We start from the raw sequence: 12,133 nt of genomic DNA, 5'->3' as shown, positions 1-12,133 counted from the left end.
TGAGCTGATCCCCTACGGGTGACCCGGGGGTGGCACCCTGGACCGGTGCGGTTGCTGGTGGTGGAGGACGAGACGCGGCTCGCCGCGGCGTTGCGCCGGGGCCTGTCGGCGGAGGGTTTCGTGGTGGACGTGGCGGCCACCGGCCCGGCCGGGCTGGACGCGGCCCGGCACGGCGACTACGACGCGATGATCCTCGACGTGATGCTGCCCGGCCTCTCCGGCTACGAGGTGGTGCGCCGGCTGCGCGCCGAGCAGCGCTGGCTGCCGGTGCTGATGCTCTCGGCCAAGGACGGCGAGTACGACCAGGCCGACGGCCTGGACTGCGGCGCCGACGACTACCTGACCAAGCCGTTCTCGTACGTGGTGCTGCTGGCCCGGCTGCGGGCGTTGCTGCGGCGCGGCGCGCCCCGCCGGCCGACCGTGCTCACCGTCGGCGACCTGCGCCTGGACCCGGCTCGACGGCGGGTCACCCGGGCCGACGTCGAGGTCGCGCTGACCAGCCGCGAGTACGCGCTGCTCGACTACCTGATGCGTCGTGCCGGCGAGGTGGTGTCCAAGACCGAGCTGCTGGACCACGTCTGGGACGCCTCGGTGGAGACCGCCCCGAACGCGGTGGAGGTCTACGTCGGCTACCTGCGTCGCAAGATCGGCCGGGAGCGGCTGGAGACGGTGCGCGGCGCCGGCTACCGGTTGGCCACATGAGCCGCCCGTGGTCGCGTCTCGGCCTGCGGGCCCGGCTGCTCGCGCTCGGCGTGCTCGGGCTGGTGCTCGGATTCGCGCTCGGCGGCGCGCTGCTGCTCGGCGCGCTCGGCTGGACGCTGCAACGTTCGGTCGACGCGGAGGCGCTGCGTACCGCGGACGCGGTGGCGCTGCTCACCGCCGAGGACGCGCTGCCGGATCCGCTGCCGGTGGCCGGCGGGCAGCTGCGCGTGCAGGTGGTCGACGCGCAGGGCCGGATCCGGGCCGCCTCCATCGACGCGGACCGACTCGTGCCGATGCTCGGCCCGGACCGGTTGCGCCCGGGGCAGCGGCAGCGGCTGGTGGTGGACGGGCGGCGGGTCGGCATGTCCGGGCCGGTGCGGGTGGTGACGGTGCCGGCCGGCACGCCCGCGGAGCCGCGTACGGTGCTTGTCGCGAAGTCGCTGTCGGACGTGCGGCACAGCCTGTACGTGGTGCGCAACCTGCTGTTCGTCGGCTTCCCGCTGCTGGTGGCGGGGCTGGCGGTGGTGGCCTGGCGGGTGGTCGGGGCGACCCTGCGCCCGGTGGAGGAGCTGCGCAGCGGCGCCGCCGAGATCACCGGGCGGGCCGGGGCGGAACGGCTGCCGGTGCCGGCCGGGCAGGACGAGATCCACCGGCTCGCGGTCACGCTCAACGACATGCTGGACCGGCTGGCCGCGTCCCGGGACCGGCAGCGGGCGTTCGTCGCCGACGCCGCGCACGAGCTGCGCAGCCCGTTGACGAACATGCGTACCGAGCTGGAGGTGGCCCGGCGTCTCGGCGACGACACCGACTGGCCGGCGGTGGCCGACGACCTGCTCGCCGACACCGAGCGGCTGAGTCGCCTGGTCGACGACCTGCTGCTGCTGGCCCGCCTGGACGAGCAGCCGCCGCCGGACCGTCGTGGCCGCGCCGGGGCCGGGCAGCCGGAGCACCGGGGCCACGCCGGGGGCGGGGGCGGGGGGCCGGAGCCGCAGGGCCGCGCCGGGGGCGGGGGGCCGGAGCCGCAGGGCCGCGCCGGAGACGGGCGGCTGGCGCCGGTGGGTCCGGTGGAGCTGGGCGAGCTGCTGCGCGGGGTGGCCGCCCGCTACCCGTCCCCGCCGCTGTGGCTGACGTCGCCGGACGGGGCACGGTGGACCGAGGGGGATCCGGGGGAGCTCCGCCGGGTGCTCGTCAACCTGGTCGAGAACGCGCTGCGGCACGCGGACAACGGGGTGGAGCTGGCGGTCTCCGGCCCGGACGGGCCGTACCACCTGGTCACGGTGACCGACGACGGGCCGGGCATCCCGGCGGCCGACCGGGAGCGGGTGTTCGCCAGGTTCACCCGGCTGGACGACGCGCGGGCCCGCGACGCCGGCGGCGCCGGCCTCGGCCTGGCGATCGTGCGGGAGCTGGTGCGCCGGGCCGGCGGCACGGTGGAGCTGGCCGATGCGACGCCGGGCGCCGCCGCGCCGGGGCTGCGGGTGACGGTACGCCTGCCGGTGCTCGCCGACGCCGACCCGGAGTGACGGTCAGCGGCGTCGCTTCGTGCAGACCGGCCCGGCGCGGGCGACCGTGTCGGTGGACCAGACGAGCGCCACGGTGAAGCAGTAGTCGGTGGTGCGGTCGAGCCCGTAGGCGATGTAGTCGCCGCTGCCGGCGGGCAACGTCGCGAACGTGCCCTGCGGCTGACCCGCGCGGCCACCGGCGACCACCACCGGGCCTTCCGCGCCGCGCGGGTACGTCCAGCTCAGCACGATGCTGTCGCGCCGGTCGGTGAGCGTGAACCGGCCCGGTGGGGTGCCCGGACGGGCGGCCGGCGGCGCGCTCGCGGTGGGGCGGGTGGAGGCGGGCGGCCCGCTCGACGGGCCCGCCGACGGCCCGGTCGTCGGCGTGACCGGGGCGTCGCGGGAGCCCACCTTGGACACCCCGGCGATCACCGCGATGGTGCCGAGCAGCAGCGCCACCACCACGCCGAGCACCGCCAGCGGCAGCCAGGGACGTTCCCGCCGGGGCGGGACGGGCGGGCGGGGCACGTGCACCGGCAGGTAGCGCGACGGCGACTCCGGGGGCGGCGGCACCCGGCGTACGCCCGGCGCGTCGTCGGCGAGCCCGGCCACGGTCGGCGGCAGCGCCTCCTCACCCGGTCGCCACGGCTGCTCGGCCGGCTCGCTCGACCGCCAGGGCTGTTCCGTCGACTCGCTCGACCGCCAGGGCTGTTCCGCCGGCTCGCTCGACCGCCAGGGCTGTTCCGCCGGCTCGCTCGACCGCCAGGGCTGTTCCGCCGGCTCGCTCGACCGCCAGGGCTGTTCGGCCGGCTCGTCCGGTCGCCACGGCTGTTCCGCCGGCTCGTCGGGCGGCCACGGGTAGTCGTCGTACGGGTCGCCGTCGGCCTCGGGCGGGGTACGGGGCGTCGGCACGTGCGCGGTGTCGGCGGCCCGGCCGGGCGGGTGGTAGAGCGGCGTCTCCACCGGGTCGTCGAGCGCGGGCGGGGCGTAGGGCGGCAGGTCGGGCGGCCCCTCGGCGGACGAGGGGACGCGGGCGGCGGGCACCACCGGCGTCTCGCGCGCGGGCGGCTCGGGCGGCGCGGCGCAGACGTGGTCGGGGTCGGCGGCGGCGCGGGCCAGCCCGGCCACCTGGACGGCGAGCGGGTCGTCCACGGCCAGGTGCTGGCGGCACAGGTCCTCGGCGAGGGCCAGGTGCTCGTGCGCGTCGTCGTACCGGCCGCAGTCGCGTTCCATCGCGCCGAGCTTCGCAAGCATCTTGATGCCGCTGGGGTGGCCGTCGCCGTAGACCTCGCGGTGCAGCTCCCAGGCGTCCTGGAGCCGGTCCCGGGCCACGTCGCACTGGCCGCGCGCGTATTCCACAGTGGCCAGGTCGGCGTGCGCGGCAAGCACCCGTTGGGACTCCGGCCCGTCACGGGCGGTCAGCTCGATGATGACGTCCGAGTAGAGCCGGGCGGCCCGGGCGTCGCTGCCGACGCGGTGCAGCACCGCGGCGAGCGTCGCGGCGGCGGTGACGGTGCGCTCGTCGGAGCGCCCGAACAGCCGGGTGGCCGCCGCGTACGCGAACGCGGCCCAGCCGCGGGCGGAGTGCGGCTCGCCGAGCGCGACGAGCAGCCGCGCCTGGAGACCGGCCGCCTCGGCCAGCTCGGGGGAGGCGTTGCCGGGGCGGGGATCGGCGTCGCTGAGCGCGTCGGCGAGCAGTTGCTGCGCGCCGGTGAGGTCGCCTTCGGACACCAGTTGGTGCGCCTGGACGGTCAGGTCAGCGAAGCCGGAGGACACGCCCCATCGTGCTCATCCGGCGACGTTTAGTACAAGCCCCGGAGTGGATCAGTTTGGTTCCGATCCGGTCAGGTGGTCGGCGAGCGTTTCGCTGATCCGGCGCAGCTGGTCGACCTGGGCCGGGCTGAGCGCGTCGAACAGGTGTCGGCGTACCCCCTCGACGTGGCCGGGCGCGGCGGCGGCCAGGGTGTCGAAGCCGTCGTCGGTGAGGACGGCGAGCTGGCCGCGCCGGTCGGTGGGGCAGTCCTCCCGGCGGATCCATCCGGCGGCCTCCAGCCGGGTGGCGGCGTGCGAGAGCCGGCTGCGGGAGGAGCCGGTGGCGTCGGCCAGCTCGCTCATCCGCAGCCGCCGGTCGGGGGCCTCGGAGAGCCGGACCAGGATCTCGTAGTAGGCGTGCGGCATGCCGGCGTCGCGTTGCAGCTCGCGGTCGAGCGTGTCCATCAGCGCGCGGGAGGCGGCGAGGAAGGCCCGCCAGGTCCGCTGCTCGTCGGGGTCCAGCCACCTGGTCATGACGCCCATCATACCGGCAATAGTTGAATGCTCAACTAAGCCGCGCTACCGTCGGTGGCATGGGAATCCACCGCCTCAACCACGCCGTCCTCTACGTCAGTGACCTGGAGCGCAGCGTCGCCTTCTACCGCGACGTGCTGGGCTTCCGCCGGGTGCCGATGACGCCCGACGGCTTCCGCGGCGCCGCCTTCCTCCAGGCGCCCGACTCCACCAACGACCACGACCTCGGCCTGTTCGAGATCGGCGCGGCGGCCGGGGCGTCCGAGGCCGGCCGGCGCACCGTCGGCCTCTACCACCTCGCCTGGGAACTGGACACGCTCGACGAGCTGGGCGCCACCGCCGAGCGGCTGGCCGCCGCCGGCGCTCTGGCCGGCGCCTCCGACCACGGCACCACCAAGAGCCTCTACGGCCGCGACCCGGACGGGCTGGAGTTCGAGATCGTCTGGATCGTCCCGGCCGACCTGCTCGACGACGCCACGCTCGCCGCCCGCAAGCGGATCGGCCGGCTCGACCTCGACCGCGAGCGGCAGCGCTACGGCGGACAGACCCGCGGCGGCGTGGGCGTCTCCGTCCCGTCCTGACCGGGGTTCCCGGCCGGACCGGTCCCGCGGTGCGGTAGAAACGGCACCATGTCGACCGACGCCGTCCTGCGCGAGCTGCTCGTCCGCCAGCTCGACCACTGGCTCCCCGCGGCACTCCAGCGCGCGCGGCGGGCCACGCTCGCCCTCGCGTACGCCGGCAACGCCGCCGCCGGCGCGGAGGCGGCGCTGGGCGTGGTGGGGGAGTTCGCCGACCGGCTGCGCGGGCGGCGGCTGACCGTGCTGGTGCTCGCTGACGGCGACGCGGACCTGCCGACGCGGATCGGCGCGGTCGAGGCCACCCTGCCGGCCGACGTCGCCGTGCACGTGGTGTCCGGCCGGCCGGACCGGCTGCCGGTGGCGCTCAAGGCGGCCGGCGCGGCCGGGGCGCCGCTGCTCGCCGTGGTCGACGGCGGCGAGCCCGACCGGGCGCTGCTGGCCGCCGTCGCGTCCGGCCGCCCGGCCGAGCTGCTGCTTGTCACCGAGCCGGGCCGGTCGCTGCGCCCGGCGCTCACCGCCGCCGGCTTCCCGCTCGCCACCGAGGTCGAGCTGGTGCCCGCCGGCGACGCGCCGGCCCGGCTGCTCGGCTACGGCACCGGCTCGGACCGGGGCCTGGAGGCGCTGAAGGAGGCGCTCTGGGCGGTCGACGAGTTCGCCGGGGTGCGCTACCGCGACCCGGCCGACCCGACGGGGCGGCTGCTCGACATCGGTCCCGACCCGGAGCCCGGCCCGCTGCGCCGCGAGCTGCTGGCCGAGCTGGGCCGCTCCGGCCCGCTCACGGTGACCGAGCTGCGCCGGTTCGCCGCGACCGCCACGGTCTACCGGGCCGCCGACGCCAACCGCGCGCTCGTCTCGCTGCTCGACGACGGCGCGGTGACCCGCGACCCGGAGCCCGGCCGGCTCGGCGGGGACGTGGTGATCAGCGCCGTGCGGACCGCCTGACCGCCACACCCGCCCGAACGACGAGTGGGGTGCCGGCGTATCGCCGGCACCCCACTCCTCGCCCGGGGATCAGGCCTTGTCCTGCTTCCAGGAGAGCGGCCCCGGAAGGTCCACGCGGTGGGCGCGGGTGTTCGAGTTCCAGGACCAGCGGCCGATCTTGATGCTCCACGAGGAAAACCCGTTCTGGGTGAAGTGGAGGATCAGCGGCCCGAACTTCTTGCGCTTACGGAACTGGACGCCCATCGGGGGTGCCTCCTTCGTCTCCCTGCCTCTGCGGGATCGAACATGCCCGGATCGACGAAAAGCGAAACCCGGTCGCCTCCGCTCTGGACGGTGGATGTCGCACCGGGCACAATCTCTATCCAACGGGTAGGTTATAGGGGGTGGCGGATGCTGGTAGAAGAAGATCAGCGCGAGAGTAACGATCAACATCTCACTGCATGGAAGAAGGCGGTGGCGTCGTGACCACCGTGGAGCGGCCCGCCACCGTCGAGCTGCGCCCGGTCGACGTCGACTCGTTCCGTGGCCTGCTGCGCCGCCAGGCGACCACGGTCACCGTGGTCACCACGCCCGGCCTGCACGGCGGCCGGCACCTGCCGACGCTGCCGCCGGCCGGCTTCACCGCCACCTCGTTCACCTCGGTGTCGCTGGACCCGCCGCTGGTCTCGGTCCGCCTCGGTCACGCCTCGGCGAGCTGGCCCACCGTCGCGCACGCCGAACACGTGGCGGTGCACCTGCTCGCCCCCGACCAGCAGGAGATCGCGCAGATCTTCGCCACCAGCGGCATCGACCGGCTCACCGTCCACCCCGGCTGGACCGCCGGCCCGTTCGGGGTGCCGCTGATCGGCGACGCGCTGGCCGTGCTGCTCTGCCGGGTGGTCCGCCGGCTCACCGCCGACGACCACACCGTCGTGCTCGGCGAACCGCTGGCGCTCGGCCTCGGTGCGGACGACGACCCGCGCGGCCGACCCGTCACCACGCCCGAGTCGTGGTGACCGTCCCGGTCAACGCGGCTCCCACGCGTCCGGCTGGGTGGTCAGCTTGCGCACGTGCGCCGGCAACCGGCCACTGACCAGCTCGTCCAGGCTCACCTCGTCGACCACCCGCCGCACCGAGGCGCGCACCGCCACCCAGAGCCGGGGCAGGTTCTCCGCCGCGCCGTCGTACCGGGTCTCCTCGGGGCGCAGGCCGCGTACCCCGGCCAGCGGGCCGTCGACGGCGCGCAACACCTGCCCGATGGTGACGTCGCGCGGCGGCCGGGACAGCGTGTAGCCACCCTCGGCGCCGCGCTGGGCCCGCACGATCCCCGAGCGACGCAGGTCCGCCAGGACCGCCTCGAGGAACTTGCGGGGCATCTCCTGCTCCGCCGCGATGGCCTGGGTGGACAACAGAGTGGGGTACGCGGTGGCCAGGCTCAGGGCTGCCCGGACCGCGTAGTCGCCGCGCGCGGAGATCTGCACCCTGACATCATGCCTGGCCGGCCCGCACGGGGGAGTCGGCGGGAGGGCGCGGGCGCACCGAACGGACCGGAAGCGGCTGCTCCCGGGCGGCCCGGAACGCGCCCGGGCTCACCCCGACCTCCCGGGTGAAGAAGCGGCCGAAGTTGGTCGGCTCGGGAAAACCGAGCCGCCGGCCGATCCCGGCGATCGGCTCGTCGGTGGCGGCCAGCAACCGCCGGGCCTGCAACGCCACCCGCTCGTCGATGACCTGCTTGGCGCTGCGGCCGGTCACCGCCAGGCAGGCCCGGGTCAGGGTACGCACGGAGCAGCCGAGCTGGGCGGCGTAGTCCTCCACCCGGCGGGTACGCCGGTAGCCGCGCTCCACCTCCCGGCACAGCCGCCGGAACGTCTCCGCCTCGGCGCCCGGCGCCGGCCCGTCCCCGGGATGCGGCAGCAGGCTCAGCCGCAGCAGCAGCACGGCGAGCTGGTGCCGCAGCAGCGCCGCGGCGGCGGGCACCAGCGCGTGCCGGTCGGCGTCCACGGCCAACTGGGTCACCTCGCTGATCACCGCGTCCTCGTCCTCCCCGGCGAGCTGGCGGTAGGTGGGCACCGCGTCCGGGTCGACGTCGAGGCCGCGCAGCGCGTCCGGCCCCCAGCACACCACCGTGGCGTCGAGCTGCGGACCGAGGCAACGCAGCACCTGGCCGGGCCGGGCGTGCAGCAACGTGCCCGGCCGGCAGGACACCGCCCGGAAGTCCAGCTCGGCGGTGCCGTGGCCGTGCGTGACCAGGATCAGCAGATCGTGGTCGAGCAGGACCGGCCGGGGCCAGCCGGGTGCCGGGGTGAGATCGTCGAGCGCGCCGGTGAAAATCTCGTCGGCGCTGAGGCGGGGCTCCGACAGGCCGGTGCGGAAGGCCGGGGAGGGCTGACCGGTAGTGACCATTGACCCGACGTTAACCGGCTTGGCCGCACCTTGCATCTCGGCGGTTCACCCTTGTCGGGGCGCCTGACGGACGGTTAGGTTACCGATCGGTAAGGAATGGGTCGGCCGACGGCCGTGACCCGGGAGGACGGCGATGGGATGGGCATGACGGATCTGTTCTCGGTCGACGGCAAGACGGTCCTGGTCACCGGCGGCTCGCGGGGGATCGGGCTGATGATCGCGCGCGGATTCGTGCGGGCCGGCGCCCGGGTCGTCATCTCCTCCCGCAAGGCCGACGTGTGCGAGTCGGTGGCCGAGGAACTCTCCGCCGACGGGCACTGCGAGGCGATCCCGGCGGATCTGAGCAGCGACACCGGCGCGCTGGGCCTGGCCGAGGCCGTGCGGCAACGCCACGACCGGCTGCACGTGCTCGTCAACAACGCGGGCGCCACCTGGGGCGCGCCGCTGGAGGACTACCCGGAGAGCGCCTTCGACAAGCTCTGGGCGGTGAACGTCAAGGCCGTCTTCCGGCTCACCACCGCGCTGCTGCCGGCGCTGCGCGCCGCCGCCGACCCCGACGACCCGGCCCGGGTGATCAACATCGGGTCGATCGACGGACTCCGGGTGCCGTGGATGGAGGTGTACGCCTACTCCGCCACCAAGGCGGCCGTGCACATGCTCACCCGCGGCCTCGCCCACCAACTCGCCGGTGAGGCGATCACGGTCAACGCGATCGCGCCCGGCCCGTTCGAGAGCAAGATGACCGCGTTCGCGCTCGACGACCCCGAGTCACGCGCGGCCATCCGGCAGCAGGTGCCGCTGGGCCGGATCGGACGCCCCGAGGACATGGCGGGCACCGCGATCTACCTGGCGTCGCGCGCCGGCGCGTACCTCACCGGGGCGGTCATCCCGGTCGACGGCGGGATCACCACGCGCGGCTGACCCGCGTACCCCCGGGGTGTGGGGGTGGAAGACGGCCCGGGGCCGCGCGGACTCGGCAGATCCGCGCGGCCCCGGGTGTGGCGTGGTCAGCGACCGGCGAGCAGCCGGTTCACCGCGGTGTCGACGTCCAGGTGCTCGGCCTCCCGGCCGCGCGGAACGACGACGTAGGTCCGGCGCAGGAAACGCACCAGCACGCTGCGCGGGACCTCGAACAGCGCGTTGCCATCCGGGGACGACAGCGCGAGCGCGACGAAGTCGCCGCGCGGGGTGGCCCACGGCCAGACCCTGACGTCACCGATGCCGGCCGGCTCGTCGAGCCCGGTGACGAGCAGCTCGCGGGCGAACGACCAGCTCACCGCCTCGCCACCGGCCGATTCGGCATGGAACAGGACATGGACCGCATACGGGTCAGCAGGGTCGTAACGCAGGCTGGCACGCACCGGCAAGGCGGTGGCGTCAGGCGCGACGAGCCTTAGCGACGTCTCAACCTCGACGGTCGTCGGTCGAATGACACTCATGGACGTTCTCCCCCCGGCACCGCTGCGGAACGCGCGTGTCCCGCTTTTCCCATACTCAGGTGCTGCTCCTGGCTACGCTCCGCCATACGCTGACTTCACCCAGTGGTGGGAAGGGGGTCGGAAAGCCCCCGGGACCAGCCCGGCCCCGAGTAAAATTTCCGATTCCGCCCACTCCGTCGTTCCGCCCGGCAACGGGTGGTTCAGTCGTCGACTTACTCCGGTAACGTCCAGTCGTCAGCAGGGGTGACGGTCCCGGGCGACACTGGGGGTGGAAATGGCCGCGAGGAGGACCTCCTCGGTGGCGACGAGGACCGCAGCCGATCGGGGGTACGACGTGCCGGTCGACGGGCGTTCGCAAACCGCTCTCATGGAGCGACGACGGCGACGGGGCTGGCGCGCCCGCCTGCACACCACGCTCGACCTCATCCGCGCCAACCCCACCGGCCGCATCGCCCTCAAGATATTCATCGGCATCCTCGGCGCCGTCGTGGTCACCGTCGGCATCGCCCTCATCCCGCTGCCCGGCCCCGGCTGGCTGCTCGTCATCGCCGGCCTCGGCGTCTGGGCGGTCGAGTTCCACTGGGCCCGCCGGCTGCTCGCGTTCACCCGCCGGCACGTCAACGCCTGGACGCGCTGGGTCACCAGCCGATCGCTCGGCATGCGCTTCGTGCTCGGCCTGGTCGGGCTGGTCTTCGTGTCCGTGGTGGTGTGGCTGTCGCTCAAGTACAGCCTGGGCATCGACGTGGTGGCGCGGGCGCTGCACTACCTCGCGACGCACTGAGGCCCGGTTTTTGGGTCCGGCTCCCCATCGGGTAGAGTCATGCGCGCTGAGGGCGATTAGCTCAGCGGGAGAGCGCTTCGTTCACACCGAAGAGGTCACTGGTTCGATCCCAGTATCGCCCACGCAGGTCAAAGGCCACTTCCCGGCTTCGGGAGGTGGCCTTTCTGCTTGCGTAGCAGTCAAGTACAGCAAACAGTGATCGCTCTGTCTGGGTGTAGTCAGAGGCTGGTGGACGTGGCCGACATCCTGCAGGTTCAGCAACTTCGGCAGGTGTGCAAAACGCTGCTGGACGTGGTGGAGGAGCGGTTCGGAACAGAGATCGATCTGTCCCGCGTCGGCGTCGATTTTTACTGGAACGTCGACCTGCGGACCGCGTTCGAGATCGGCAGCGACCCGGTAGCGGGGATCGACGTCGGGCAGACCAGCGACGACCTTGCCGAACTGCACGCGCTGCTGCGCCAGCCGGCGGACGGCCCGCCGGTGCTCTGGCACGACCTGCAACACCTTGCCGGAGTCATGCGGCTGTTGGCCTATCTCGACCTGCCAGATGTCGGAGCGGACCAGGGCTGAACGGGCACCTCCGAAGTCTCTACAAGATTCGGGGCGGTTCACCGGTGTACTCGGTGAGGCCGAAGCGGCGGTGTCCATCGGTGGGATGCACAGTAACGGCGACAGCGCTCTCGTCTTCGAATCGAAGCGTGAAGACGGGGTCGATTTCGCACAGGGATGCAAACGCTTCACGGTCCTCGTCGCTCTCGCTGACCAGGCTACCGTCGGCGTCCCAGCCGCCGGTGACGGCGGCAACCACAACGGCCACTTCGACGCAGTCGAGCAGGGTGGACGAGTTCGCCCACCAGGCCAGCCAGCACCGACCCTCGAAGTGGTCCATGCCGTCATTTTCCCAGGGGCGGCTCGCCGGCTGCCGGGCCGGTGTGGGAGGACTTTCTGTACGTCTATCAAGGCGGCCCTGAGCGGGCCGCACGCGCCGCCGCTTGGGCGCGTGTCCGTCGCTCCGCTGTCGCTCCACGCCGGCCACGCAGAACGCCCGTCGGCTGGCGCGGAGAGCGGAAAGCCCGGAGGGGCCGCCGCAGACGGGGATACTTGAGAGTGGCGGAGGTCTGTCGCCGGCAGCCGGCCGCCGCCGCGCCAGAGCGGCGCGGCGCAAGGAGGACGCGTGCCGGGTCCGCGCGGCAAGCGCCAAGCATGGGGGCGGTGCCCGCGCGACGGCATTCCGGTCGTCCAAGAGCCGGCTACGCAGCAGCCCTGGGTCAGATCAACCCCTCACCTGGGAGGGGAGGGTGGCCGCCGGTGGCCAGCTCCGACGGGAGCCGGGTCCGTGCCGGGCGAGGCTGGGTCAACTGCGCCACTGTGACGGTGTCCGCCGGGGGCGCGGTCCGTGACACGAGAGCCGACACCGACTCAGGTTGTTCCGGCAGCGCCCGTCCGTCCGTCAAGGCCGATTGACGTGGCGGGCCGGGCAGAGGCCCGCTCGCCAGACGGCGGGTCGGCGGCAGACAGGGA

General features: G+C 74.0%; 15 protein-coding genes and 1 tRNA gene. 9 read left to right on the top strand and 7 right to left on the bottom strand.

Annotated features, from left to right (window positions below; genetic code table 11):
* The first annotated feature begins 45 nt into the window (after positions 1-45).
* Positions 46-702, top strand: coding sequence for a response regulator transcription factor (locus O7602_RS19975; RefSeq protein WP_281584163.1), 657 nt, complete (start codon positions 46-48; stop codon positions 700-702).
* Positions 699-2,225: a HAMP domain-containing sensor histidine kinase gene (locus O7602_RS19970; protein ID WP_281584162.1), complete on the top strand. Its 1,527-nt coding sequence runs from the start codon at positions 699-701 to the stop codon at positions 2,223-2,225. The genes O7602_RS19975 and O7602_RS19970 overlap by 4 nt, the downstream gene beginning before the upstream one ends.
* 3 nt (positions 2,226-2,228) lie before the next feature.
* Here the strand turns inward: O7602_RS19970 and O7602_RS19965 are convergent, their stop codons facing one another.
* Positions 2,229-3,980, bottom strand: coding sequence for a tetratricopeptide repeat protein (locus tag O7602_RS19965; protein WP_281584161.1), 1,752 nt, complete (start codon positions 3,978-3,980; stop codon positions 2,229-2,231).
* Between the two features lie 48 nt (positions 3,981-4,028).
* Complete coding sequence (locus O7602_RS19960; RefSeq protein ID WP_281590411.1) at positions 4,029-4,499, bottom strand: MarR family transcriptional regulator; 471 nt, start codon at positions 4,497-4,499, stop codon at positions 4,029-4,031.
* Between the two features lie 50 nt (positions 4,500-4,549).
* Between O7602_RS19960 and O7602_RS19955 the strand changes: the two genes are divergently transcribed.
* Complete coding sequence (locus O7602_RS19955) at positions 4,550-5,071, top strand: VOC family protein (RefSeq protein ID WP_281584160.1); 522 nt, start codon at positions 4,550-4,552, stop codon at positions 5,069-5,071.
* Between the two features lie 48 nt (positions 5,072-5,119).
* Positions 5,120-6,010, top strand: coding sequence for a hypothetical protein (locus O7602_RS19950; RefSeq protein WP_281584159.1), 891 nt, complete (start codon positions 5,120-5,122; stop codon positions 6,008-6,010).
* Between the two features lie 69 nt (positions 6,011-6,079).
* Here the strand turns inward: O7602_RS19950 and O7602_RS19945 are convergent, their stop codons facing one another.
* Complete coding sequence (locus tag O7602_RS19945; RefSeq protein WP_269701047.1) at positions 6,080-6,253, bottom strand: DUF4236 domain-containing protein; 174 nt, start codon at positions 6,251-6,253, stop codon at positions 6,080-6,082.
* A gap of 218 nt (positions 6,254-6,471) precedes the next feature.
* Here O7602_RS19945 and O7602_RS19940 point away from each other — a divergent pair, with 218 nt between their 5' ends.
* Positions 6,472-7,005: a flavin reductase family protein gene (locus O7602_RS19940; RefSeq protein ID WP_281584158.1), complete on the top strand. Its 534-nt coding sequence runs from the start codon at positions 6,472-6,474 to the stop codon at positions 7,003-7,005.
* 9 nt (positions 7,006-7,014) lie between these two features.
* On the opposite strand, the gene O7602_RS19935 is transcribed toward O7602_RS19940, so the two are convergent.
* A complete protein-coding gene (locus tag O7602_RS19935) occupies positions 7,015-7,470 on the bottom strand; it encodes an Rrf2 family transcriptional regulator (protein ID WP_281584157.1) in 456 nt (151 codons plus the stop codon).
* 7 nt (positions 7,471-7,477) lie between these two features.
* On the bottom strand, positions 7,478-8,392 hold the full coding sequence (locus tag O7602_RS19930) for an AraC family transcriptional regulator (protein WP_281584156.1): 915 nt from the start codon (positions 8,390-8,392) through the stop codon (positions 7,478-7,480).
* A 144-nt stretch (positions 8,393-8,536) separates the two neighbouring features.
* Between O7602_RS19930 and O7602_RS19925 the strand changes: the two genes are divergently transcribed.
* Positions 8,537-9,313, top strand: coding sequence for a glucose 1-dehydrogenase (locus O7602_RS19925; protein ID WP_281584155.1), 777 nt, complete (start codon positions 8,537-8,539; stop codon positions 9,311-9,313).
* Positions 9,314-9,399: 86 nt separating this feature from the next.
* Here O7602_RS19925 and O7602_RS19920 read toward each other — a convergent pair whose 3' ends face one another.
* Positions 9,400-9,831 (bottom strand): SsgA family sporulation/cell division regulator, encoded by a 432-nt coding sequence (locus O7602_RS19920; RefSeq protein WP_007457244.1) that lies wholly within the window; start codon positions 9,829-9,831, stop codon positions 9,400-9,402.
* Between the two features lie 367 nt (positions 9,832-10,198).
* Between O7602_RS19920 and O7602_RS19915 the strand changes: the two genes are divergently transcribed.
* From O7602_RS19915 to O7602_RS19905, 3 genes are all read left to right on the top strand, one after another.
* Positions 10,199-10,612 carry a TIGR02611 family protein gene (locus O7602_RS19915; RefSeq protein WP_281584154.1) on the top strand — a complete coding sequence of 138 codons (414 nt, stop codon included), beginning with the start codon at positions 10,199-10,201 and terminating at the stop codon, positions 10,610-10,612.
* Between the two features lie 50 nt (positions 10,613-10,662).
* A tRNA-Val gene (locus O7602_RS19910) sits at positions 10,663-10,734 on the top strand.
* Positions 10,735-10,846: 112 nt separating this feature from the next.
* Positions 10,847-11,182 carry a hypothetical protein gene (locus O7602_RS19905; protein ID WP_281584153.1) on the top strand — a complete coding sequence of 112 codons (336 nt, stop codon included), beginning with the start codon at positions 10,847-10,849 and terminating at the stop codon, positions 11,180-11,182.
* Between the two features lie 19 nt (positions 11,183-11,201).
* Here O7602_RS19905 and O7602_RS19900 read toward each other — a convergent pair whose 3' ends face one another.
* A complete protein-coding gene (locus tag O7602_RS19900; protein ID WP_281584152.1) occupies positions 11,202-11,501 on the bottom strand; it encodes a hypothetical protein in 300 nt (99 codons plus the stop codon).
* Positions 11,502-12,133: the final 632 nt, after the last annotated feature.

The organism is Micromonospora sp. WMMD1128 (genome assembly GCF_027497235.1).
In the GTDB taxonomy this organism is placed as follows: domain Bacteria; phylum Actinomycetota; class Actinomycetes; order Mycobacteriales; family Micromonosporaceae; genus Micromonospora.
The sequence above is the reverse complement of the archived record's forward strand: the minus strand, read 5'-3'. Positions and strand labels throughout refer to the sequence as shown.